This is a genomic window from uncultured Erythrobacter sp. (assembly GCF_947492365.1).
Classification (GTDB): domain Bacteria; phylum Pseudomonadota; class Alphaproteobacteria; order Sphingomonadales; family Sphingomonadaceae; genus Erythrobacter.
This window is the reverse complement of record NZ_CANLMB010000001.1, coordinates 281,118-304,573: the sequence shown is the minus strand read 5'-3', so window position 1 is coordinate 304,573 and position 23,456 is coordinate 281,118. Positions and strand designations below refer to the sequence as shown.

The window sequence follows — 23,456 nt, the reverse complement described above, 5'->3', positions numbered from 1 at the left end:
CGCGGGATCATCATTGCAATTGTAGAGAGCATCGCTTGGGCCATGGGCCTCTTTAACTCGCCATTTACCAAGATTTCCTAAATGCTGCTGACGCATACAAAGGACCCGGTCGAACCAACATGTCGAGCACAGCCAAATCCCCCGATTCCCTATACGGAACCGACTTTCATGCAGACCGCGATGCGCGCACCCGCGCTTCGGCTCGTCTGGTCCTTGGCAAACTCAAAGAGTGGATCGATCCGGAAAGCGCCTGCGACGTGGGCTGCGGCGTGGGCACGTGGCTCGCCGCTGCGCAAGAGGTCGGGATCGAACATGTTCAGGGCTTTGAAGGGCCATGGGCCAAGACCGCGAACCTCGTCCTCGCAGAAGAGCAGGTGAGCTTTCAGAACCTTGAAGACAAGGTTGCAATGGATCGCCGATATGACCTCGTGATCTCGCTCGAAGTGGCCGAACATCTCGCACCCAACCGCGCAGCCGCCTTTGTCGCCGATTTGTGCGCGCTGGGCGACTGCGTGCTGTTTTCTGCCGCGATCCCGATGCAAGGCGGCACTGGCCACATCAACGAACAATGGCAGAGCTATTGGGCCGAGCATTTCGGCGCGCAGGGCTTTACCGCCTTCGATCCGCTGCGCCCGATGATCTGGGCCGATGGGGACATCGCGTTCTGGTATCGCCAGAACATGCTGGTCTATGCGCGCGAAGGTTCCGATGCGGCTGCCAAACTTGCTGCGCAGGGATTTGGTGCACCTGCCATGCTCGACCTGGTCCATCCCGACCAATATCTGCACGCAGAGGCCGCCCAACCCGCGCGGGCAATCTCGCGCAAGGTAAAGCAGGTCTTTGGCCGCGCCTAAGCGCCTTCCTGCTGCGAGACGATCCGGGCTGTAACCCAGCCATAGGCTGACCAGACCAGCTCGAAAGCGATATGGGCAAAGCCGATCCCGATCAGGCCCCAGCTCCCGATCGTCGATCCCAGAACGATAAAGAACGCGGCTGTTCCCGCAATAACAGACCCCAAGAAGCGCCCCCCTTGCCCATAGGCAATCAGCAGGGGCATCAGGGTTACGCCTGAAAGATAGAGCCCGCGCGCGGCGAACAGGATGATCGTGATGGTCGCCGCCGCGGCGAATTCGCTACCAAAAGCGATTGTGAGGACAGGCTCTGCCAGCACATACATGATCGCCGCCAGCGCCAGACCCGCAGCGCAAGCCAGCCCGGCAATCTTCGCGGCATAGGACAGGGCCTGCTGCCTCTCTCCTCTTGCGGCAAAGCGTGAGATCGGTGCGCTTGCCACTTGCTGAAGCGGCCGCCCCAGCTGACCGACCAGATTGGCGAGGTTCTTGGCGGCGCGCAGCAGGCCAGCGGCTGCCGGGCCGAGCACCGCGCCAGCCACGATGACATCACCCTCTTGGCTCAACATACGAATTCCGAAAGTCGCATTGGTCTGCCAAAGGATCGGCCAGAAACCCTGCGAGGACGCGATGGCCTCGCGCGCATTGGCCGAGCGGATTTCTCCCACCCCGTCCGCTCGCAGCGAAACAATCGCCCAGAGGAGAAAGACGATATTGGCAAGCGCCTCTCCAATCAGCCACGCCCACAGAAACATCTGCGCATCGCCTCCGCTTACCCACGCAAACAGCGAGCCGGCCAGAATTGCCAAGGAAGTCACCACAGGCCGAAGGCCGATTGCGCCGAACCGGTCAAAGCAGCGCAGGCTTGCCTCGATCGCTCCGAAAGCGCGGGTGGAAATGACGAGGCAATAGGCCGCTGCTAGCGGCAGCCAAGCGTCCTCAATCCCGATAATCGGGGCGATCAGTGGTAAGCCGAGCACGGCAACAATCACCGCCAGCACCGCCGTGCCAAAATCAATGCTCAGCCCGGCTTTCACCAATCCGCGCAGCTTTGCGTCGTCACCCGCTTCCTGCGCTTCGGCAAGGAAACGGGTGAGCACATTGACCGACTGAAAGTTGAACACGCCGTCGACCACACGGACATAGGCTTGAATCAAAATGAGAATCCCGAGCGCTGCGAGCTCAAGCGCCTGCGCGGCAATCGCAAAAATTGCCAGCTGCAACACCCCGTTGGCTGCGTTGCCGCTGACCAGTTTGCTCCAAGCGCCAAACAGTTTGTGCATTGGTGTGCTCGATCTTCCCCAAAGCGGCGCCAATCCGCTTGCGCTGCGTTCCAGCCGGTGAGGGCCTGCCGCAGCCCTAGCAGGCCGATCTGGCCAGCGCGATTGAGGGTGAGAAAAGTTTCCACTCGCAAGTTTCGCAGCCCTCGCCCGGCCCAGTTCGCGCTCGAAACACCCGTCCAATCACCGATACAACAGTTTACATAATGATTATCGCAGCTTGCTAAGGTGCGTAAGCGCGCTCTTGCGGCGAGATCATGCCATTTCGCCCACCCGATTTTGGGGAAAAATTAAGGTTTCCGATTTATTCACCAAACTTCGAGAGGCGCCGTTCGCGATAAAGCGCGATCAGGTGCATGGATTTTGATACGGCCTTGGGGGCTTGGTAATGAGCGCATTCGGTAAAAAGGGTGGCGCCGGCGGAATGAGGCCGGGCGCAAAGCCCGCTTTCGGCGTAGCTCGACCGATGAAGGGTGGCTCGCCTAAGGGCGAGGATGAAACCGGCGGCGAACAATTCCCGCCGCTGCCCGCAGACGGTGCAAAAGATTCTCCCAGCCCTGCTCCCGCTAAGAAGAAGTCGAGCAACTCGACCTCGGATGCGATGGACCGGCTGACCGAACGCATGAACTCGACCAATGCCGCCGAAGCGGAAGCTGGCGGGTTCGAGGCAAGTGTCCACAAGATCAAAGAACAGGTGCTCCCGCGCCTGCTCGAACGGGTCGATCCCGAAGCCGCTGCAACGCTGACCAAGGATGAGCTGTCGGAAGAATTCCGTCCGATCATCATGGAAGTGTTGGCCGAGCTGAAAGTCACGCTCAACCGCCGCGAGCAATTCGCGCTGGAAAAAGTGCTGATCGACGAGCTGCTGGGCTTTGGTCCGCTCGAAGAACTGCTCAACGATCCGGACGTGTCGGACATCATGGTCAACGGCCCGGACCAGACCTATATCGAGAAAAAGGGTAAGCTCACCATCGCACCAATCCGGTTCCGCGATGAACAGCACCTCTTCCAGATCGCCCAGCGCATCGTGAACCAGGTCGGTCGCCGCGTTGACCAGACCACGCCGCTTGCCGATGCCCGTTTGAAAGACGGCTCTCGTGTGAACGTCATCGTGCCCCCGCTTTCGCTGCGCGGCACTGCGATCTCCATTCGTAAGTTCTCCGAAAAACCGATCACGCTCGACATGCTCAAAGAGTTTGGCTCGATGAGCGAGAAGATGTGTACCGCGCTAAAGATCGCGGGCGCATGCCGGATGAACGTCGTTATTTCTGGCGGTACAGGTTCGGGTAAAACGACCATGCTCAACGCCCTGTCGAAAATGATCGACCCGGGCGAGCGTGTGCTGACAATCGAGGACGCCGCGGAACTTCGCCTGCAACAGCCGCACTGGCTGCCACTTGAAACGCGTCCGCCTAACCTTGAAGGGCAAGGCGCGATTACGATTGGCGACCTTGTGAAGAACGCCCTGCGTATGCGTCCCGACCGGATCATCCTGGGTGAGATTCGCGGCGCCGAATGTTTCGACCTTCTCGCCGCGATGAACACGGGCCACGATGGTTCGATGTGTACGCTTCACGCCAACAGCCCGCGCGAGTGCCTTGGCCGTATGGAAAACATGATCCTGATGGGCGACATCAAGATCCCGAAGGAAGCTATTTCGCGCCAGATCGCAGAATCGGTCGACCTGATCGTTCAGGTGAAACGTCTGCGCGACGGCTCACGCCGCACCACCGACATCACCGAGGTGATCGGGATGGAAGGCGATGTGATCGTGACCCAGAACCTGTTCAAGTTCGAATATCTCGACGAGAGCGAAGACGGCAAGATCATGGGCGAATTCCGCTCATCGGGTCTGCGTCCCTATACGCTGGAGAAAGCTCGCCAATTTGGCTTTGATCAGGCGTATCTTGAGGCGTGCTTGTAGCTTTGTGATTTCCTGCGAAAGCAGGAAACCAGATCGCGACAGTCCCAACTGGACTCCTGCTTTCGCAGGAGATCAGCGGATCACAAATTCCCCAATACAACTGGCAGGCTCGTCACGAGGAAGCCGCCTCCGATAACCGCGCTCGCCAAGAATAGCGGCGTCCATGGCACCCAGCCGACCTTCTCAAGCCGTTCGACCGAGCGGCGGTGATTGCGCAGGCGCTCCATCACCAGACAAAACCCGGCGAAAAGCCAACAGGAAAGGCCTGCAATAGCAAGCCACACAGCGTCGCTGGCAAAGGCAAGTTGGCGGAGCAATTCCATGATGCGCCACCATGTAGTGCGCAGTCGGGCTTGCGCAAACCCGCATCGCCTCTAAAGCCCGCCAAATGGATGGCTCCGTCGCCCGCCCCCGCCCATTTTTGGCACTCGCCATTCGGCTCATGACAGCCGTGGTTTTTGCGACAATGTCCATGCTTGTGAAACTCGCGGGCGAGCGCGGCGTACATCTGGCCGAATTGGTGTTCTGGCGGCAGGCCATAACGCTCGCTCTCGTCGTCTTGACGCTTGCAATCCTAGGTAAGCTGGCAAGCGTGCGGACACAGCGGGTGGGTGCGCATGCCCGCCGCGCAATATTCGGCATCGCAGGCATGTTTTTCGTATACGGGGCAGTCATGTTGTTGCCGCTGGCTGAGGCAACCGCAATCAGTTTCACCGCGCCGTTCTTCGCAGTGCTGCTTTCCGTAATCCTGTTCGGTGAGAAAATCGGCAAATACCGCTGGGGCGCGGTCGCGCTTGGCTTTGCCGGAGTGCTGTTTCTGACACAGCCTGCCTTCGGATTGGGCGATGCAGGCTCAATCAATCCGTTCGGGGCGGCAGTGGGGCTCGTTGCCGCTTTTCTGGTCTCCGTCATCAGCTTTCAGGTTCAGGATCTGAACAAGACCGAGACGCCTTGGTCGATCGTTTTCTGGTTCGTGCTGCTGACAACGCCAGTCATGGCGCTTGCACTACCCTTCGTCATCCAGCCGCATGACGCCGAGACATGGGCGATCATCATCGCAATAGCGGTTGCCGGTGCGCTTGCCCAAATTTTGCTCACATCATCGCTTAGATTCGGGTCAGCGGGAGTGATTCTGCTGATGGATTACACCAGCCTGCTCTGGGCGACATGGTATGGCTGGACCATTTTTGATCGCACGCCGCCCGCGACTTTGTGGATCGGCGCTCCGCTTATCATCGGTGCGGGGCTGCTCATCGCATGGCGCGAGCGTCAACTGGCGGTGGCGCGCCAAAAGACAGAGACTGTTCAGCCTTAAATGCGCTATGTGCGTAATATGCAGAAAGGAAACACCATGATCCGCAAGACGATTTTCGTGAGCGCTCTGGCCGCTCTCACGCTGAGCGCCACTGCGTGCAACACCGTTCAGGGGCTAGGCCGCGACATTGAATCGGTGGGCCGCGAAGGCGAGGAAGTCATCAGCTACGCGCCTGAAACGGGCGAACAGGACGCTCAGGCTGTCCGGTAAACCAGCATCAGGTTGTTAGCAGGCATTTCGTACCGGGCGCTGCGGGTGAAACCGTGCTCGCTTGCGAGCGTGTCCACTTTTTCAGCATCGCGGATTCCCCAGCGCGGATCGCGAGCGCGAAGGCTGGCGTCGAATTGCAAGTTTGACGGTGCGGGCTCAACCTGTTGCTCAAAATACGGGCCGTAAAGCACAAGCGGCAAATTCTTGCCGCTCAGGATTTGAGCAGCGCCGCGGAAGAGCCCGGCAGTCGCCTCCCAAGGGCTGATATGGACCATGTTGATGCACAAAATTGCATCAGCACGCTCCACCGGCCAGTTTGGCGAGGCTGCATCCAACTGCAGCGGCTTGCGCAGATTTACGCCCCCGCCTTCTCCATTATAATCAGCGTGATACGCCGCAATAGAGGCAAGCGCCTGCGGGTCAGGATCGCTCGGCTGCCATTCCAGCCCGCGCATATGCTCGGCAAAATAGAGCGCATGCTCGCCCGATCCGCTCGCCAATTCTAGAACCAACCCCCATTCGGGCAATTCTTGCTTCAGAATGCCAAGAATGGGCTCGCGATTGCGCAGAGCAGCAGGTGCGTGCCTCTTCGCGCCTTTGGCTTCCTCAAGATAGGCCATGGATTAGTTGCAGCCAGCAAGGTTCCCTATCAGGAAACCTGCCGGTCCTGCCCTTCCCAATAGGGTGCGCGCAATTGACGCCGCAGGATCTTGCCGGATGCATTGCGCGGCATTTCGGGGATCAGATCGACGCTCTTGGGAACCTTGAACGGCGCAATCCGCTCGCGCGTATAGGCGATCAATTCACCCGCATCGATTGTCTCACCCGGCTTGCACACGATGCAGGCCTTGACCTCTTCACCCCAGCGCTCGGACGGGATGCCAATGACTGCCACCTCGGCGACTGCCGGATGACCGAAAATCGCGTTCTCGACTTCAGCGGGATAGACGTTCTCGCCGCCCGAGATGATCATGTCCTTGATGCGGTCCTGGATATAGACATAGCCGTCTGCATCCATGATCCCCGCATCGCCGGTATGGAGCCAGCCATCTGCGTCAATCGTGCTCGAAGTTGCCTCGGGCAGTTTCCAGTAACCCGCTGTGTTCGAGGGTGATTTGATGCAAATCTCACCAATCTCGCCGCGCGGGCATTCGCTGTTGTCGGAGCCGCGAATTTCGATCTCGACCCCCGGAACCGCCTTACCCGCAGAGCGCATTCGCTCATTGCCGGCAAGGTCGTGATCTTCGGGTGGGAGGAGCGATACGGTGCCCGTTGTCTCGGTCATTCCATAAACCTGCAGGAAGCCGGTTTGCGGCATGGTGCCGACCGCTTGCTTGAGCAGTTCCAACGGCATCGGAGCAGCGCCGTACATCATGTAGCGCAGGTTGGAGAAGTCCGTCTCAGCCGCGCGTGGGTGCTGCACCACCATCTGGATCGCAGCGGGGACAAGGAACAGGATCGTCGCCCCACCCTCGATCGCTTCAAGCACACCAACGGGAGTAAATTCGGGTTGGATCAGAATGCGAATGCCGTTGGCGACGCCGTTGGGCGCGGAGCCGGTGCCGCCAATATGCGCGCAGGGCATGACCATCAGGATGCAATCGTCGGCATCAAGATTTTGCCAAGGCATCTGCTCGTCCAGCCCCGGCTTGCGCAGGCTAAAGAGGTTGCGATTGGACAGCTGCACGCCCTTGGGATTGCCAGTCGTGCCTGAGGTATAAAGCTGCAAAACTGGCGCGTCGGGATCAACAGCTTCGTAGGCGGCAGGCTCAAGCGCACTCACTTCGCCCATCATTGCATCGGCTGTGACGATATGCGGGCCGTTATCCATAGCATCCGCAACACCGCGTGCCGTGTCGTAAAATTCATCGCCGGTTACGACCAGCTTCGCGCCGGTATCGCCAATGATGTAGCCGATCTCGGGCGGGGCAAGCCTCCACCCGATTGGCGCCATCACCGCGCCCATCCGCGCCGCGGCATAGAGCAGCAGGAAGTAGCGGTCCGAATTCTTGCCCAGCCACGCAATCCTGTCACCACTGGCGACCCCATGAGATTGCAGGAAGGCGATGATCTGGCGGCTTAGCCGTTCCGCATCGGCATAGGAGGTGCGGCGTCCGCCCTCTTCCAGAGCAATCCCGCCGGGCCGCTCGCGTGCCCAATGCGGCAGGAATTCGTCAAATGTGACAAAGTCGTGATGCGCCAGTTTCGCCATATTCGCGGCCCCTATTGCCAACCTGTAATTGGGTGCAGGTTAAGCACGCGAGCAAGTTGCCGTCTAGAGAATTGCGTTTACGAGAAACGCCCCTGACGCCGCGCCGCCGGCTCACGGACCAACAGCCAGATCCCCAGCCCGACCGGTCCGAAAAGGAAGGTTGCCAGCAGGATAGGCGCCTGAAGAATCCTCGAGAAGTCCTTGGAATCGGCATCTCGCGCGATCCAAAGGCCGACAAACAGGTCAAAGGCAAGATAATGCACCCAGCCGAGCGTCAGGCCGGGATCGCTGGAGAAAAGAGTGCGCACACCGTCAATGCTCGAAAAATCCCCGCCTTCGCTGCCGGGAATGATGCCGCTCAGCAGACCGCCAATGATGAATGTGTAGAGCAGGCACAACAATCCCACGCCAAGGTAGAGCAGCGCAGAAAGCAGCGCTGGCCATCGGGGAAGCAGTATCAGCGCGGCCCACGCCGCAATGGCAAACATGTTTGCCGCGCTAAAAACGATATTCCAGTCCATCGCAGTCACTCCACAGGATCGTGTGCCTTGGCCCGCCATTCGCGCGCGGCTCGCTTCATCGCCTCGTTATCATGGGTGAAGCGTCCGGCAGCCTTGCGCAAGGCAAGACCCAGCGCGGCCTCGGCCACCATATCGGCATCGACCGACCGGTACATGCCCCACTTTTCAGGGATCAGCGGATCGATAAGCGGGCTTGCAATGCGCGCGAGAGCTTCCATCGGCCGCATATCATCCTCACGCCGTCCGCGAAGCAGGCCGGGGCGCAGGATATCGAGCCGTTTGAATCCGAGTTTCGAAAGCTCGTTTTCAGTTTCGCCTTTGACGCGCAGGTAGAAGTTCTTGGAGCTCGCATCTGCGCCCGCCGAGCTGATCAGCACCAGATTGGCGATCCCGGCTTCGCGCGCAGCCTTCGCAGTTGCCAGCACCAGATCGTGATCGACTGCCCGAAAAGCCGCCTCATCACGGCCTGCTTTCTTCCATGTCGTGCCCAGCGCGCAGATCAGCGAAGGTGGGCGGACCGCTTCGAGCACTTCGCCCCATTTTGCAGGTTCGGCGACAAACATCTCGACCCGCGCTCCCTTGGGCATGGTCATTTCGCGCCGTGCGATCCCGACAATGCGGGCTTCATCGCCTGCGCTGGAGACTTCGATCAGACGCCTGCCGATAAGGCCGGTCGCCCCGACCAAACCGATACGCACAGGGGGTTTTGGCGAGCCGGCATAATCAGACATTAGTCAATCCCATTGGCCGTTCGCCATAGATCGCCTCGCACGATTGGATCGCGTAGGAATCGCTCATTCCCGCGATGAAATCGGCGATCACGCGGGCGCGGCCAGGGTCGCTTTCGGGCAAGCGCGCGCGCCATTCGTCAGGCATCAGCGAGGCATCTTGTGAATAGGCTGCATAAAGCCGCGCGATCACGTCGCGGGCGCGCTCCGCCGCGCTGACCTGTTCGGGGTGGTAGTAAAGTTTGTCATACATGAAACGCTTGAGCGTCCGCTCATGTTCAGTCATTTCCAGCGAAAATCCCGCCAGTTGCCGCCCCGCATCGCGAACTTCGCTGACACTTGAAAAGCCCTTGATATTGGCGCGTGTTTGTTCAAGCACATCATTCACCATCAGCCCGATCTGCCCACGCACCAACTCGCGCAGCTGGCGGTCACGCGGGGCATTGGGAAAGCGCTTTTCGACGGCGCGCCACTGATCTGCGAGAAAATCGAGCTGGAGCAGATCGTCAGGCTCGAGAAAACCTGCGCGCAATCCATCATCGATGTCGTGATTGTCATAGGCGATATCGTCAGACACAGCGGCAATCTGCGCTTCGAGCGAGGGCCACGTGCCAAGATTGAGCGGAAAGGCATCGTCCAGCTCTGCCAGTGCCCAATTGGGAGCGCTGACCGGCCCGTTATGCTTGGCCAGCCCCTCAAGCAGGTCCCATGTCAGGTTTAGGCCTTCGTGATCGGGATAGGGGCTTTCCAGCCGCATCACCGTGCGAAGGGCCTGCGCGTTATGATCAAAGCCGCCATGGCGCTGCATCGCCTCTGACAGGGCCGCCTCTCCGGCATGACCGAAGGGTGGATGGCCAAGGTCATGCGCGAGGCAGAGCGCTTCGGTGAGGTCTTCATCCAGACCGAGCGCGCGGGCCAGCACACGGCCGATCTGCGCGACTTCGAGGCTGTGGGTTAGCCGCGTGCGGTAATGGTCGCCATCGGGCGCAATAAAGACCTGCGTTTTGGATTTGAGCCGCCGGAAGCTCATCGAATGGATAATGCGGTCACGGTCGCGCTGGAAATCGCTGCGCGGCCCGCGCGTTTCGCCCGAACCAGCAGAAGGCGCGCCTGCAAGCGGCGAAACAGCTCCCGCATTGGCAAACTCACGCCCGCCATGGGCATCCGGGTCGGCGGCGTATGGGGCGCGGTTGGTCACGGCTCCCCGCTTAGGTCAGCACACACATGCGCTCAACGGGAACAGAACGGCAACCGATGCGGATTGCAGTGGACAGAGGGCAAACCGGCGCAAGCTGCGTCCGCGACCATGCAAAGGGAGAGAAAAAATGGGACCGCTTACCGGGTGCAATGGGGGGGTGGTAAGCGGTCCCAAGAGCCAATGGCTCCTGGGTCATCGGTGCGACCCGAAGACCCGGAATTTGCCGGTTACTTTTAAGTGGCAAATCCTTGGCGGCTAATTAAGTGGATCGAAGTTAAGTTGCACCCCGTGCAATTCGGCCATGCGGTAAGGCGTTCCGGTAAAGGGGCGAGTTGCAGACTAACCCACCAACTCCTGTTCAAGGATCCAGTCAGCCGCCGCCTCGCAATGGATGCGGGTTGAGTCAAACACCGGCAGAACATTGGCATCGACGTCGACGACGAGGTCGAGTTCTGTGCATGCGAGGACAATTGAATCAGCCCCCTCCTGCGCCTTGTTGGTGATGATCGTCTTCATCGCGCGCTGGGCATCGCGGGTGACTTTGCCAACCATCAGCTCGTCATAGATGATGCGGTCGAGCGTCTCGACATTGACTATGTTGGGCGGAAGCAGATCAATCCCGTGAGCGACCAGACGCTTGCGGTAAAAGCTCTCCGTCATAACGTTGCGCGTGCCGATAAGAGCCGCGTTCTTGGAGCCCGCCCGCTTAAGCGCGCGCCCGACATATTCGGCGATGTGCAGGATCGGTATTCCGACCGCATCGGCGACATCGTCATAGAGCTTGTGCATCGAATTGGCGCCGATAATCAGCGCCTCGGCCCCTGCCCCTTCGAGCCGCTTGGCGCTTTCGGAAAGGATGCCACTGGCACGCTGCCAGTCCTTGTCCTCGCGCAAAGCGTAAAGCTGACAGAAATCGAGGCTCTCGATCAGCATGGGCGCGCTGGCCATCGGGGCCGCGCGGCGTTGCACGATGCGGTTGATCCGATCGTAATAGATGCCGGTCGAAACCCAGCTCATTCCGCCGATCAGTCCCAGTTTCCGCAAGTTCTGCCCCTTGTTTTCAAGAAATCGCTGCACGCAATATGTAGCGATGATGCCGTCCGCACGTCCATAGGGCGCGAACAACCAATCTAATTAGCCGCTTGCCTAGTAAATTCCGGGTTAAAGCGCAGGCCCTGACCCCGCCGGTTCGTCCGCTGTTTGGAACGCTTCGGCGAGCCAGCCATCGACATCGGCAATACTGGCCTCTGGAGCCTCTTCCTGCGGCAAGTGACCGATGCCGGAATAGATCACCAAAGTGCTTGCCGGCAGATGCGTGTCAAACCAGGTCGCCGCGTCGACAGAGATCAGCGCATCCTCATCGCCCCACATCACCAATGTCGGTGCAGTGATGCCTGCGACATCCTCTGCCGAAAACGGTGTCCGGTCGCCCGTGAATCGATGCAAAGTCGCGGTGCGGTTGCCCGGATAGCGCAGCAATTCCCAATAGCGATCAATCGCCTCGTCCGTCACAACATCCTGATTGCTGACGCTTTGCTCAAGCGACTGCGCGACCAGCGAGCGCGGGGTGATATGTTCCATCACGCGGTTGAGCACCGGCGTGCGCGCAATAGTGAAGCCGATATTGCCCTTGCTCTCGCGCTGGATATCAGCGCCGCCCGCATCGACAAGGATCAAGCCATCGACCCGATCAGGATGAGCCAAGGCATAAGCCACGGTGTGAGCGCCACCCATCGAATTGCCGCCAAGGATAAAGCTCTCAAGCCCCAGCGCATCGGCCACTTCGTCTATGTCCGAAACGAAATTGCCGAGCGAATAGTCATGCTCCGGGTCAGGGCCAGTAAGACCGTGTCCGACCTGATCAAAGCGAATGAGCCGGTGCGTGTCGGATAGGCCATCGACCCAGGGCTGCCAGGTGTGAAGGTCCGCCGACGAACCATGCAGCAGGATAATCGGTTGCGCGTCCCTTGGCCCTTCATCGCGAAGATGCACAATCACGCCGTCCCCGATCTCGACAAATTGCGAAGGCTCGCCGCCATACTTGGAGCGCATTTCATCCGGGTCAGTGTCGGGCACGCGGAAGACAAAGAATGCGACAACCAGCAGCGCGACAAGCACGCCAAGAATGCGCCAGACCCACTTCATTGATCCATCTCCCTGATCCAGTCGCGCATCAATTCGACTGCTTCTCCGTCAACGGTCGAACGCCCCAATTCGGGCATCGCCACACCCGGCTCGGTCGAATTCATCCGGTGGACGAGGATCGATTGGTCGGGATCGCCCGGTGCGATGGAGACGAGAAAACCGCCCGCCCCACGTCCGGCAGCCACCGGCGGTTTGCGCACACCGATCGCGAAAGCATCGTCCTGCTCCCACCGCAAGTCGAGTCCGGAGTTCGAAGCCCCTGCGCCGGGCCTGTGGCAATGCGCGCAATTCACATCGAGATAGGCGCGCGCCAATGCATCGGTGCTGGCTTCGGCATCACCCCAAACCGGCATGATCCGAGAGACTTCGGGCGCATGGTCGAGCTGTCCCCGCTCAACCAATTGCGCCAGCAAAGTGGGAGAGAGATTGCGCGCCTTGGGGCCGATTGGCACCACTGCATCATCAAGGCCGTGGCAGGATTTGCACTGGTTCTTGTTCGGAATGCGGTAGCTGATTTCTTCGCCATCCGCGGTTGTGATCGGCAGCCGCCCACCGGCAAGTGCCAGCCGGGCTTCGCTCTGCTCGTCGTTCCAGCGATAGGGCAGCGCGATCCAGCCATCGGCGCGGTGCAGCAGAACGCGGGTTTCGATATAGCGCTGCTCATCGCCCTCGCCGAAAGCGAAGGTCTTTATGATCGCACTGCCAACCGGAAATTGCAGCAGGCCGTCGCCGTCAGTTCCGATCCGCGCGCCCTCGGGCACGTAGAGGAAACGCAACTTGTCCGCCCCGTCCGAATAGAGCGGAGTGTTGAGCTCATAGGGGATGACACCGGGAGTGGGCGTGCGGGCGTTGCTGTCCTGAAAGAACTGGAATTCGTCCAGTGTTCTCGGGAACCCGCTTTCCAGAACAGCACCGTCGTGCACCGGCATCGGCTCGATGACATTTGCGTGCGCGCTCAGCGAAAGGGCCAATGCCCCCGCTGCCAGCCCCAGAAAGGCGAACGAACGCCTCACCTGATCCGGTCATCCAGTTCTGCCGGAGCGCCAATGCCGCTGCGGTCAAATTCACCCTCCGGCGCGGGCACATCTAGTGGTGCAGGCCGTGCAGCGGTTTCAGCAGTGCCCGGCTCGGTCAGGTTGAGCGACCAGCCGGGAGTGCCGGCAATCGCGTAGAGACTGCCCAGCCCATCCCACATGACCGGCGGAAGCGAGCCGCCAAACGCCGCGACCAGCATCTCGCCGCCGTCAAGCTGCGGATCATCTCCGCCGCGGCCATAAATGTTGTCGCCCACCACCACGTTGAGCGGGAACGGCTGGTAGCGCTCGTCCTCCCATGGCTGCGTGTAAGCAATCACCATGATCGGCGCGGTCGGGTTCTCGTCGATGATATTGTTCTCGATCAACACACCGTCATTGGCCATCACCATAATCCCCGTGCCGCGCCGTACACCGGCGACGATATTGCCGGGAGGGGCAAAGTTTGCGGTGTCATTGGCGACCACAAGATTGTTCGCCACGATGACATTGCCCCCGCCCATCACCGGAAGGCCGGGAAGGTCAAAGACAAGAATGCCACCAGTATTGCGGGTGGCGATATTGTGCTCGACCAGCGCATTGCGGCTGTTCTCGATCTCGATACCGGCGACATTCGCCTCGGCAATCGAGTTGCGCACGGTGATCTGGTCCGACTGTCCGACATAAATGCCCGCATCAGAGGCTCCGGTGACTTTGGCCCCGTCGACCAGCACGCCGGTGCTTTCGACCGGATAGATCCCATAAGCGCCATTGGTCGGGTCAGGCCCGTTGGTCCATGTCACGCGGATGCGGTAATAAACGATGTTGTCCGCACCCTTGGACTTTATCCCGTCGCCTTTAGGATTCTCGAGCGCAAAATCGCGCAATGTCACGTTGTCGGAGGTGACGAGCAGGCCCTCGCCCGATCCCTCTTGCGCGGTGAAATCGAGCACGGTGCCGTCCATGCCAGCGCCGCGCACAGTGACGCCATCGACATCGAGGCTGAGCCCGTCAGTTAGCGTGTAGCGCCCCGCTTCGAGAACGATCTCGTCGCCCGGCTCGGCAAGGATCAGCGCCTCTTGCAAGCGCTCCTGCGCGCCTTCGCCCGGCGTGATTGTGTGGGTCTCGGCCCAAACGGGCGCAGCGGATGCCAGCAGGATGGCTGCGGCGGTCAGTCTGATCATTTTCGAGTGTCTCCCTCTTCGGCAGACATAGTGCGCAGGAGAGGGGGCTATTGCAAGCTTGGCGGCACGCAAATTGTCAGCGGCCGAACATCTCCAGCCCGACTTCGATCCCGCACCGGCCACCAACGCGCGCAAGCTGCGCGACCGCCTCATCGTCATCAACGCGGCGGAGGCGCTCAAGAGCAGCGCTCATGGATTGCGGCACGCGGTCCTCGCCTTCCTCTGCGGCGAGGCGCTCCAGCTTCTTCAGTTGGATGATGCTTAGCCGGTCGACCATGCGCGGCGCCATGCAGTCTGCGATATTGGCGGGCACACCATTGGCCAGCAGCGCCTGCTCGACCCGCGCCTCTGTCACCTGCTCCAACAGACCATCATCGCGCAGAGTGAAATAGGCGCCAACTCCGATGGCAAGCACGATCAGCAGGAGGATCAGTTTTCGCATCGCAGACTAGTCCAGCGCCTTGACGATCTCTTCGACCATCTTCTTGGCATCCGACAGCAACATGACGGTCTGGTTCATATAGAACACGTCGTTGTCGACACCGGCATAGCCGACCCCGCCCATCGAGCGCTTGATGAAGAAGACCTGCTTGGCCTTGTCCACGTCGAACACCGGCATCCCGTAAATCGGCGAGCTTTTGTCGGTCTTCGCCGCCGGGTTCACCACGTCATTCGCGCCGATGATGAAGGCAACATCGGTCTGCGCAAATTCGGAGTTGATGTCCTCCAGCTCGAACACTTCGTCATAGGGCACGTTGGCTTCGGCGAGCAGCACATTCATGTGCCCCGGCATCCGGCCCGCGACGGGGTGGATCGCATATTTGACCTCGACGCCCTTTTCTTTGAGGTTGTCAGCCATCTCGCGCAGGATGTGCTGAGCCTGCGCCACCGCCATGCCGTAGCCGGGGATGATGATGACCTTCTCGGCCTGCTCCAGCATGAAGGCGGCGTCTTCGGCGCTGCCCTGCTTGTAGGGCCGCTGTTCGCGCGCTTCGCCATCTGCGCCAGAACCGCCATCGGCTCCAAAGCCGCCCGCGATCACGCTGATGAAACTGCGGTTCATCGCCCGGCACATGATGTAGCTCAGGATCGCTCCAGAAGAACCGACCAGCGCACCCGTGATGATCATCGCGCTGTTGCCCAGCGTGAAGCCCATCGCCGCTGCGGCCCAGCCCGAGTAGCTGTTCAGCATCGACACCACGACCGGCATATCCGCGCCGCCGATGGGTATGATAAGGAGGAAGCCGATGGCGAAGGCGAGCAAAGTCACCCACACGATCAGCATGCCCTCACCCGGGCCGCCAGCGCCCGAAAGCGCATAGGCCGCGATCAATCCGATGATCGCAGTCAAAGTGCCAAGGTTGATGACATGACGCAGCGGCAGCAAGATCGGCGAACCGCTCATCCGGCCTGACAGTTTAAGGAAGGCGATAACCGATCCCGAGAAGGTGATCGCACCGATGGCGATGCCCAGACCCAGCTCGATCCGGCTGACGACAAGGATCTGTCCCGCCTCATCGAGAATGCCGAATGCGCCCGGATTAAGCCATGCGGCGAGGCCCACCACGACTGCTGCAAGGCCGACGAGCGAGTGGAAGCCCGCAACCAATTCCGGCATCGCCGTCATGGCGATCCGCCGCGCAATGGTCACACCGATGATTGCGCCAAGGAAGATCGCAATGCCGATCTCGACAAGGTTGGTGCCGTGCATCACCAGCGTCGTGATGAGCGCCAGCGCCATGCCGATCATGCCATTGCGATTGCCCGCACGGCTGGTCGCCGGACTGGAAAGCCCGCGCAATGCTAGAATGAAAAACACGCCCGCCGCCAGATAGGCGAGCATGGCCCAAGCGGGGGTGCCAGCGGCGCCGTCTGCTGCACCTGCAAGAATGGAGAAAGTCATCTGCTTACTTCTCCTTCTTCTTGTACATCGCCAGCATCCGCTCAGTCACGGCAAAGCCGCCAAAGATGTTGATGCTCGCCATCACAATGCCCGCAAGGCCGAGATACTTCGCAACCGGACTGGTCGCCTCCGCCGCCGCAATCAGCGCGCCGACGATAATCACCGAGGAAATCGCATTGGTCACCGCCATAAGCGGCGTGTGCAAAGCGGGCGTAACCGACCAGACCACGTAGTATCCGACGAAACACGCCAGCACGAAGATCGAGAGGATTGAGATGAAGTCCATTTATTCGATATCCGTCATAGTGGTTGCCGAAAGTCGCTCTCGCTCAAGATCGACCAGAAGCTTTTCTGCTGAAACAATGGTTGATTCTACCGCAAACATTAGCTCGCGCGCAGCATCAGCATCATCACACTTCATTTGTGGTGGCGGCATCTGATAGGGTCGGCGTACGGTCGAAAGTGCACCTGGCCAGATCACTCTGATGCGCGCTTCCAAGTTCTTCAGCCTGCTATTGAGCTGCCGATACTGGGAGTTAGGATCGTCAAAGGTCCTACGCTCTTCTAGCGCACAAAGTCGGTCGCCTAGATACCTCGCCAGGATCCTTGCACGCCAATATTGATCAAAGATTGGATCAAACCGCTCATCACCAACCCAAGACGGGCCTCCCTCAGGCGTACTCGCCTCTAACGGCTCAGTGCCCGCCATTGCAAGCAAAGCCAACAGGGGCAAAAGCAACCTCCTCACCCCTTCAGCCTCTCACTCACAACCGCGCCGTCTTTCGTCAGGCGCACGGCCTCGCCGATCTCTTCGTCGAGCACCGGCTTGCCCGCTTCCTTGTCCCAGAAGGCGGAGAGGAAGTTGTAGTGGTTGCGCGCGAACAGCGCCGATGTGTCGGCGGCGAGATGCGCTGGGGTGTTGGCATAGCCGATGATTTTGACGCCGTGCCTTTCGACCACTTCGTCTGGCTTGGAGCCTTCGACATTGCCGCCCTGCGCAACCGCGAGGTCGTAAATCACGCTGCCGGGTTTCATCGTCGCGATCTGCGCATCGGTGATGAGTACCGGCGCAGCGCGGCCGGGGATCAGCGCTGTCGTTATGACGATATCCTGCTTGGCGATGTGTTCGCTGACGAGCTTGGCTTGGGCTGCCTTATACTCATCGCTCATCTCGGTCGCGTAGCCGCCCGAACCTTCGCCTTCGATTCCCTCGACCTCGGTGACAAAGATCGCTTTCGCGCCGAGGCTTTCGATCTGTTCCTTGGTCGCGGAGCGGACATCGGTTGCCGAGACTTGCGCGCCCAGCCTGCGCGCGGTCGCAATCGCCTGAAGCCCTGCAACGCCCACACCCATGATAAAGCACTTCGCCGCTTGGACAGTGCCCGCGGCGGTCATCATCATCGGGAAGGCGCGGCCATAGGTGTCAGCAGCGTTTAGAACGGCTTTGTAGCCTGCGAGGTTGGACTGGCTGGAGAGCACGTCCATCGACTGCGCGCGGGTGATACGCGGCATGAACTCCATCGACAGCGCTTCATAACCTGCCTTGGCATAGGCTTTGACCAGATCGCCCTTTTGGAACGGGTCGAACAGGGCCGCGACCCATGCGCCCTTTTTCGCGCCATCCAGCAGCGCCACTTCGGGTGCCTGAATGCCAAGCACGATGTCGGCATCCTTGACCGTCGCAGCGAGATCGCCAGTGCTCGCGCCTGCCTCGGCAAAGGCATTGTCGGCAATCGAAGCGTGCGCACCCGCACCGCTTTCCACCGCGACTTCATTGCCTAATGCGATGAATTTCTTCACCGTTTCGGGCGTGGCAGCGACGCGGGTTTCGCCCTCGGCGCGCTCTCTCACTACAGCGATTTTCACCAGTTGGCCGGCTTATTCAGCGATCAGCGCGATGATCAGCAGTGTCACAATCGCAAGCAGCGGCACGATCCATTTCAGCGACCCCATGAAGCTATCATAGGTCGAACGTGCGTCGTCCATGTCGTGAACACTCATCAATTTTTCCCCTTAAGAAAACGGATCTGAAGTCGAATTTTCTGCCCCGGCGCACATCCGCCGAAAGGCTGGCTTGCGCAACACGTATCTAAGCAAGCGGGCGATCTCAAGCCACCATTGTACCAGTGCCACAAGTAAACAGCCCAAAAGACAGATCATCAGCCTTAATACCGTCTTTACCCGCCCCCTTTATGCAGATTTGACGCTCAACCAACAGGATCATGCATAATCGATGGCAAAGGTGGATCAAATCACTGATTCTGCGCAAGAAGTGCAGGCCGAAACGCGCATCGTCATGCTGATTGATGATGAGCCTGCGCAGAGCCGCCTTATCTCCGCTATCGCTGCGCGCGAAGGTTGGCGCACAGTTGTCGCCAGCGATGCTGAAACCGCGATTGCTATGCTTGGCACGCGCGAGGGGATGCAGCTTTCCGCGATCCTGCTCGATCAATGGGTTCCCGGCGATGATGCCTGCTCGCTGATTGCCGAGCTCAAGGAGCGCCGCCCCGCCCTTCCGATCCTGATGCTCACCACCAGCGCATCTCCGCTGCTTGCGGTAGAGGCCATGCGCGCTGGCGCGAGCGACTATCTGGTCAAGCCGGTATCTCCCGACCGCCTGATGGATGCGCTGCGCAGCGTGACCACCCGCGAAACTCCGCGTGATGAACTTGCTCCGCTGACCGAGAAGATGTCAGCAACTCTCGACTTTGACGCGATGATCGGCACCGCGCCGACATTCCGCACCGCGCTTGCCCAAGCGGCCAAGGCTGCGCGTGGGCATGGCCATTCGCTGATCATCGGCGAAAGCGGAACCGGCAAAGAGATGCTGATGCGCGCGATGCATGCCGCATCGCCGCGCTCCAAAGACTCGCTGCGAATCGTCAACGTCGCCAGCGTCCCGCCTAACTCAATTGAATCGGTTCTGTTCGGGCACGAGCCCAATGCATTTCCGGGCGCTTTTGACCGCCAAATCGGCGCGCTCCAGCATTGCGACGGCGGGACTCTTGTGCTCGACGAAGTCGACCGGCTGAGCATCGCTGTGCAGCAGCGGCTTGCCGAAGCCCTCGAGACCAAGATCATACGTCCGGTCGGCGCTACCCACGGCTTCCGCGTCGATGTGCGCATACTTTCCGCCAGCAATGCCGATCTTGGTGAGTTGGTAGCAGGCGGCGTGTTTGAAGCGCAGCTGGCAAAGCAGCTTTCGGGAACGCGCATCTCGCTGCCACCGCTACGCGAGCGGACCGGCGACATCTCGGCGCTCACCCGCCACTTCCTCCAGCGGATTGGTGAGCAGCCGGGCCTGACCCAGCTCACCATTTCCGACACCGCACTGGCATTGCTCGCCGCGTTCGAATGGCCGGGCAATGTGCGCCAGCTTCAGTCGGTCCTGTTCCGCGCCGCGGTCTATTGCGAGGGCGACACGCTGACCGCAGACAGCTTCCCCCAGCTTTCCGAAATGCTCGGCGAGATGGACGCCGCCGGAAGCAATTCGCATCTCCACGAAGGTGTTGGCGTCATGCTCTACACCGAAGATGGCAATCTGCGCCCGCTCGAAGAGATCGAGGCCGACGTGATCCGCCTTGCAATCGGCCATTATCGCGGCCGGATGACAGAGGTTGCGCGGCGACTCGGCATCGGTCGTTCAACGCTCTATCGCAAGCTCTCAGACCTCGGAATCGACAACGCTGCGTAGTCGGGCCGCTTGATCGGGCAGCTTGATCACTAGCCGCAAGCGCTCTAGCGCGCTGGGCATGAGTGATATCAAAGACTTTCAGGGGCGCATCGCGCTCGTCACCGGCGCCGCTTCGGGTATCGGAGCGGCTTGCGCCAAGCTGCTCGATGCGCGCGGGGCGGCCAAGCTGTTCCTTGTCGACGTGGATGCAGCGGGCCTCGAAGCGCTCGATCTGTCTTGCCAGGTCGAGCATGTGGTTGGCAGCGTTGCCGACGAAGCGCTGTGGGCTAGCCTCGAACCGCGCCTCGCGGGTCTCGACCATGCCATTGCCAATGCGGGGATCGCGTCGGGCGGGTCGCTGACGGAGATCAGCTTTGCCGACTGGCGCCGCGTGCTCGATGTCAATCTCGATGGCGCTTACCTGACGCTCGCCGCTGCAATGCGCGCGATGGAGGCCGGAGGCAAAGGTGGTAGTGCTGTCATCACCTCATCCTCTACCGCTGTGAAAGCCGTGCCCGGTATCGGGCCCTATGGCGTCTCCAAAGCAGCGGTCGCGCATATGGCGCGCATTGCCGCACTTGAAGGCGCACCCAAGAACATCCGCGTCAACGCGATCGCTCCCGGCGGAGTGGACACCAACATCTGGGACAGTTCCGAAGCCTTCCGCGACGCCGCCGCCAAGCATGGGCGCGACGTCGCGATCAAGGGCATGGCCGCCGGAACCCCCAATGGCCGCTTCGCCAGCTCCGAAGAGATCGCGGGAACGATCCTCTACATGCTCTCCGACGCCGGATCGAACATGACAGGCCATGTCCTCGTCTCCGACGGCGGGTTCACGCTTTAGCCGTTACCAGCCGACCGTTTCGGTCACGCGCACTTCGCCCGCGCCGCTGCCATCGCGGACCGACCCTGCACCCAGCAGGCTCATCGTGAAGGTGCGCGCGGCCCAGTCGATCTCGACCATTCCGAAGTTCTCTTCGGAGATGAAGTCGGTGAGGCGCTTGTCGTCCGGCTCGCGCGCGGTGTTCCGCTCGGTCGAGGAGAAGGAGTAGTTGAGCGAGGAGCTGGTCAGCTCCCACACGCGCTCGCCTTTCGTCTCGGGCGTGGCGTCGGAGTAGATCCCGCCCGCATGGCGGTCACCCGACAGCATCACCAGACCGCTTTCCGAACGGTTCGCCAGCATTACGTAAAGCCGCGCACGCTCCTGCGGCAGCGCCTCCCAGCTTTCATAGTCATGCGCGTCGGTGATGACCTGAATCGATGAGACGAGGATGCGCAGGTCCGCCGGTTTCGCCAGCTCCTGCTCCAGCCACGCCCACTGCGCATCGCCCAGCATCGTCTTCGCATCGTCGCTGCTAGGCTGGTAAGGCCCCAACGGCGCGCGGTCGAGCGTGTAGTCCATCGTCTCTAGGTCAGAACGGAAGAAGCGCGTGTCGAGCATGATGATCTGCGTGCGCTGGCCTTCGGGTCCGAACATGCGGCTTTCATAGACGCCGGGGCGCGCGCGGACCTCGTCCGAGGCTCCCCAGAACGTCTCGTAAATCGTCTCGGCCCATCCGCGATAGGCGAAGCTCGCCCCGCCATCGTTGAAGCCGTAATCGTGGTCGTCCCATGTGATCATCATTGGCACGGCGGCGCGGAATGCGGCGAGTTCAGGCGTCGCAGCCTGCACCGCATAGGCCTCGCGCAAGGTGGTGAGGCCGGCATCGCCGTCCCATCCCTGATCGCCGTAATTGTTGTCGCCGATGAACAGGAAGAGGTCGGGATCGTGCCCCGCGATCACACTCCAATAGTCCTGCGGGCGCAGCTGATGGTTGCAGCTTCCGAAGGCGATGCGGGTGAGCGTCGTGTCGGGCGCAAGGCTGACATTGGCAGGCGCGACCGGCAGGTCAACGCGCTGTTCGAGCCGCGCATAGTAGGCGGCCAGCAGGTCTTCGGCATACATCGGTACGTGGCCGTCATCGGCCATGTGATTCCCGTGCCCGCTGCCTTGCGCGTGGCCATCCGCCAGCAGCGGGGTTGCGACGAGAGCGGCGGCAGCGGTGCCGAATGCGAGGAGTGATAGAGCGCGCATGAGGGTTCTCCTGTTGGTCCTAAAGCGGGGGTAGCTGGGTGAAGTCGGTGAGCGCCGCGTCGCGCAATCCGCGCCATACATTGCGCGCCTGAACTGTCTCGGCAACGTCGTGGACGCGCAGGATGTGGACGCCCGCATCCATCCCCTTCGTCGCCAGCGCGAGTGATCCGCCGAGCCGTTTGTGCGCAGGGTCTTCGTTCGAGAGCGCGCCGATCATCCGCTTGCGACTGACGCCCAGCAGCAGCGGTGAACCGAGCGCGTGGAACAGCGGCAGTGCGTTGATGAGCGCGAGGTTGTCGGCCAGCGACTTGCCAAAGCCGATTCCGGGATCGAGCAGGATGCGCTCTTCTGCGATACCTCCCACAATCGCGCGCTCGCGCTGGGCCTTGAGCATGTCGAACACTTCGCTGACCACATCAGTGTAACGATCGCCCTCATGCAGATCGTCGCCCGTGCCGGGAGCGTGCATCAGCACCACCGGACAGCCGGTGTTGGCCACCAGTTCAAGGCTGCGCGGGTCGTAGCGCAAGGCAGAGACGTCGTTGGCCATATGCGCGCCCTTGGCCAGCGCGGCTTCGAGCACGCCAGCGCGCCGCGTATCGACACTGATCGCAGCGCCCATGCTCGCGCAGTACTCGACAGCGGGGACGACGCGTTCCAGCTCATCGCCTTCCCATGTCGCCGCGCCGCCGGGACGCGTGCTCTCTCCGCCAATGTCGATGATCGCCGCGCCTGCTTCGAGCATTGCGGCGGCGTGCGCGCGGCCTGCATCGGGCTTCTCCAGGAATTCGCCACCATCGCTGAAACTGTCGGGTGTGACGTTGAGCACACCCATGATCTGCGGCTGATCGAGCCGGATCGTGCGCTCACCCAGTTGCAGCGGTGCGTGGACGAGCTGGAGGTTGGCCCACTGGCGCTCGGCCTCTGCCGCCAGCGTGCCGCCGGGTTCGCCAAGCGCTTCGGCGGCTTCCTTGGTCCCGAAGGCGCGCCGGTGCGTTACCGCCGCGCCCTCTCGCACCACCAGCGCGAAGCGGCTGGCATAGACCATGCTGCCCGCCAACCGGATCGCCGCCCCGTCCTCAGCCTGCGGGCCAGATGCGAGCGCGATGGGATGGAGGTAGACCGAAGCGCTCATGCGCGCCCTCCCGCACCCATGTGACACCGTAACATGGACCGGATGTTACACGGTCCTGGGGAAGAAAAATGTGCCCACGATTTGCGCGCC

At 60.9% G+C, this 23,456-nt stretch carries 24 protein-coding genes and 1 pseudogene; 6 read left to right on the top strand and 19 right to left on the bottom strand.

From position 1 onward, the window contains the following. Positions 1-119: 119 nt before the first annotated feature. Complete coding sequence (locus Q0887_RS01460) at positions 120-854, top strand: methyltransferase domain-containing protein (RefSeq protein ID WP_299191739.1); 735 nt, start codon at positions 120-122, stop codon at positions 852-854. Here Q0887_RS01460 and Q0887_RS01455 read toward each other — a convergent pair. Further along, on the bottom strand, positions 851-2,134 hold the full coding sequence (locus Q0887_RS01455; protein WP_299191737.1) for a hypothetical protein: 1,284 nt from the start codon (positions 2,132-2,134) through the stop codon (positions 851-853). The genes Q0887_RS01460 and Q0887_RS01455 overlap by 4 nt on opposite strands. A 385-nt stretch (positions 2,135-2,519) precedes the next feature. Between Q0887_RS01455 and Q0887_RS01450 the strand changes: the two genes are divergently transcribed. Continuing rightward, entirely contained in the window at positions 2,520-4,055 is a 1,536-nt protein-coding gene (locus tag Q0887_RS01450) for a CpaF family protein (protein WP_299191735.1), read from the top strand. Between the two features lie 80 nt (positions 4,056-4,135). On the opposite strand, the gene Q0887_RS01445 is transcribed toward Q0887_RS01450, so the two are convergent. After that, entirely contained in the window at positions 4,136-4,378 is a 243-nt protein-coding gene (locus Q0887_RS01445) for a hypothetical protein (RefSeq protein ID WP_299191733.1), read from the bottom strand. A gap of 65 nt (positions 4,379-4,443) precedes the next feature. On the opposite strand from Q0887_RS01445, the gene Q0887_RS01440 reads away from it, so the two are divergent. Beyond that, positions 4,444-5,370 carry a DMT family transporter gene (locus Q0887_RS01440; RefSeq protein ID WP_299191732.1) on the top strand — a complete coding sequence of 309 codons (927 nt, stop codon included), beginning with the start codon at positions 4,444-4,446 and terminating at the stop codon, positions 5,368-5,370. Positions 5,371-5,406: 36 nt separating this feature from the next. Further along, positions 5,407-5,532, top strand: a pseudogene (locus Q0887_RS01435) (Entericidin EcnA/B family protein); the annotation flags it as partial. Positions 5,533-5,564: 32 nt separating this feature from the next. On the opposite strand, the gene Q0887_RS01430 reads toward Q0887_RS01435, so the two are convergent. The 15 genes from Q0887_RS01430 to Q0887_RS01360 form a co-directional block, all read right to left on the bottom strand. Beyond that, positions 5,565-6,200: a DUF938 domain-containing protein gene (locus tag Q0887_RS01430; RefSeq protein WP_299191731.1), complete on the bottom strand. Its 636-nt coding sequence runs from the start codon at positions 6,198-6,200 to the stop codon at positions 5,565-5,567. Positions 6,201-6,229: 29 nt separating this feature from the next. After that, positions 6,230-7,792, bottom strand: coding sequence for a fatty acid--CoA ligase (locus tag Q0887_RS01425; protein ID WP_299191729.1), 1,563 nt, complete (start codon positions 7,790-7,792; stop codon positions 6,230-6,232). A 77-nt stretch (positions 7,793-7,869) separates the two neighbouring features. Continuing rightward, positions 7,870-8,313 carry an ABA4-like family protein gene (locus Q0887_RS01420; RefSeq protein WP_299191728.1) on the bottom strand — a complete coding sequence of 148 codons (444 nt, stop codon included), beginning with the start codon at positions 8,311-8,313 and terminating at the stop codon, positions 7,870-7,872. 5 nt (positions 8,314-8,318) lie between these two features. After that, positions 8,319-9,044 (bottom strand): NAD(P)H-binding protein, encoded by a 726-nt coding sequence (locus Q0887_RS01415; protein ID WP_299191726.1) that lies wholly within the window; start codon positions 9,042-9,044, stop codon positions 8,319-8,321. Continuing rightward, positions 9,037-10,239 carry a deoxyguanosinetriphosphate triphosphohydrolase gene (locus Q0887_RS01410; protein ID WP_299191725.1) on the bottom strand — a complete coding sequence of 401 codons (1,203 nt, stop codon included), beginning with the start codon at positions 10,237-10,239 and terminating at the stop codon, positions 9,037-9,039. The genes Q0887_RS01415 and Q0887_RS01410 overlap by 8 nt, the downstream gene beginning before the upstream one ends. A 339-nt stretch (positions 10,240-10,578) precedes the next feature. Continuing rightward, positions 10,579-11,283, bottom strand: a complete 705-nt coding sequence (locus tag Q0887_RS01405) for an amino acid racemase (protein WP_299191723.1) — start codon at positions 11,281-11,283, stop codon at positions 10,579-10,581. 117 nt (positions 11,284-11,400) lie between these two features. Continuing rightward, positions 11,401-12,384, bottom strand: a complete 984-nt coding sequence (locus tag Q0887_RS01400; RefSeq protein WP_299191720.1) for an alpha/beta hydrolase — start codon at positions 12,382-12,384, stop codon at positions 11,401-11,403. Then, positions 12,381-13,397 carry an SO2930 family diheme c-type cytochrome gene (locus tag Q0887_RS01395; RefSeq protein WP_299191719.1) on the bottom strand — a complete coding sequence of 339 codons (1,017 nt, stop codon included), beginning with the start codon at positions 13,395-13,397 and terminating at the stop codon, positions 12,381-12,383. The genes Q0887_RS01400 and Q0887_RS01395 overlap by 4 nt, the downstream gene beginning before the upstream one ends. Continuing rightward, positions 13,394-14,581 (bottom strand): parallel beta-helix domain-containing protein, encoded by a 1,188-nt coding sequence (locus tag Q0887_RS01390; protein WP_299191717.1) that lies wholly within the window; start codon positions 14,579-14,581, stop codon positions 13,394-13,396. Before Q0887_RS01390 ends, Q0887_RS01395 begins: the two co-directional genes overlap by 4 nt. Before the next feature lie 76 nt (positions 14,582-14,657). Then, positions 14,658-15,023 carry a hypothetical protein gene (locus Q0887_RS01385; RefSeq protein WP_299191715.1) on the bottom strand — a complete coding sequence of 122 codons (366 nt, stop codon included), beginning with the start codon at positions 15,021-15,023 and terminating at the stop codon, positions 14,658-14,660. Between the two features lie 6 nt (positions 15,024-15,029). Beyond that, complete coding sequence (locus Q0887_RS01380) at positions 15,030-16,424, bottom strand: NAD(P)(+) transhydrogenase (Re/Si-specific) subunit beta (RefSeq protein ID WP_299195165.1); 1,395 nt, start codon at positions 16,422-16,424, stop codon at positions 15,030-15,032. A 64-nt stretch (positions 16,425-16,488) separates the two neighbouring features. Next, entirely contained in the window at positions 16,489-16,770 is a 282-nt protein-coding gene (locus Q0887_RS01375; protein WP_299191713.1) for an NAD(P) transhydrogenase subunit alpha, read from the bottom strand. Then, entirely contained in the window at positions 16,771-17,217 is a 447-nt protein-coding gene (locus tag Q0887_RS01370; RefSeq protein ID WP_299191711.1) for a hypothetical protein, read from the bottom strand. 11 nt (positions 17,218-17,228) lie between these two features. Continuing rightward, a complete protein-coding gene (locus Q0887_RS01365) occupies positions 17,229-18,350 on the bottom strand; it encodes an NAD(P) transhydrogenase subunit alpha (protein WP_299191709.1) in 1,122 nt (373 codons plus the stop codon). Between the two features lie 12 nt (positions 18,351-18,362). Further along, positions 18,363-18,485 (bottom strand): hypothetical protein, encoded by a 123-nt coding sequence (locus tag Q0887_RS01360; protein ID WP_299191707.1) that lies wholly within the window; start codon positions 18,483-18,485, stop codon positions 18,363-18,365. Positions 18,486-18,717: 232 nt separating this feature from the next. Here Q0887_RS01360 and Q0887_RS01355 point away from each other — a divergent pair, with 232 nt between their 5' ends. Continuing rightward, on the top strand, positions 18,718-20,178 hold the full coding sequence (locus Q0887_RS01355; RefSeq protein ID WP_299191705.1) for a sigma-54 dependent transcriptional regulator: 1,461 nt from the start codon (positions 18,718-18,720) through the stop codon (positions 20,176-20,178). A 58-nt stretch (positions 20,179-20,236) separates the two neighbouring features. Next, on the top strand, positions 20,237-21,001 hold the full coding sequence (locus Q0887_RS01350) for an SDR family oxidoreductase (RefSeq protein ID WP_299191703.1): 765 nt from the start codon (positions 20,237-20,239) through the stop codon (positions 20,999-21,001). Positions 21,002-21,004: 3 nt separating this feature from the next. On the opposite strand, the gene Q0887_RS01345 is transcribed toward Q0887_RS01350, so the two are convergent. Continuing rightward, positions 21,005-22,231, bottom strand: coding sequence for an alkaline phosphatase D family protein (locus Q0887_RS01345; protein WP_299191701.1), 1,227 nt, complete (start codon positions 22,229-22,231; stop codon positions 21,005-21,007). Positions 22,232-22,250: 19 nt separating this feature from the next. Next, positions 22,251-23,366: a dihydropteroate synthase gene (gene folP, locus Q0887_RS01340; RefSeq protein ID WP_299191700.1), complete on the bottom strand. Its 1,116-nt coding sequence runs from the start codon at positions 23,364-23,366 to the stop codon at positions 22,251-22,253. Positions 23,367-23,456 lie beyond the last annotated feature (90 nt).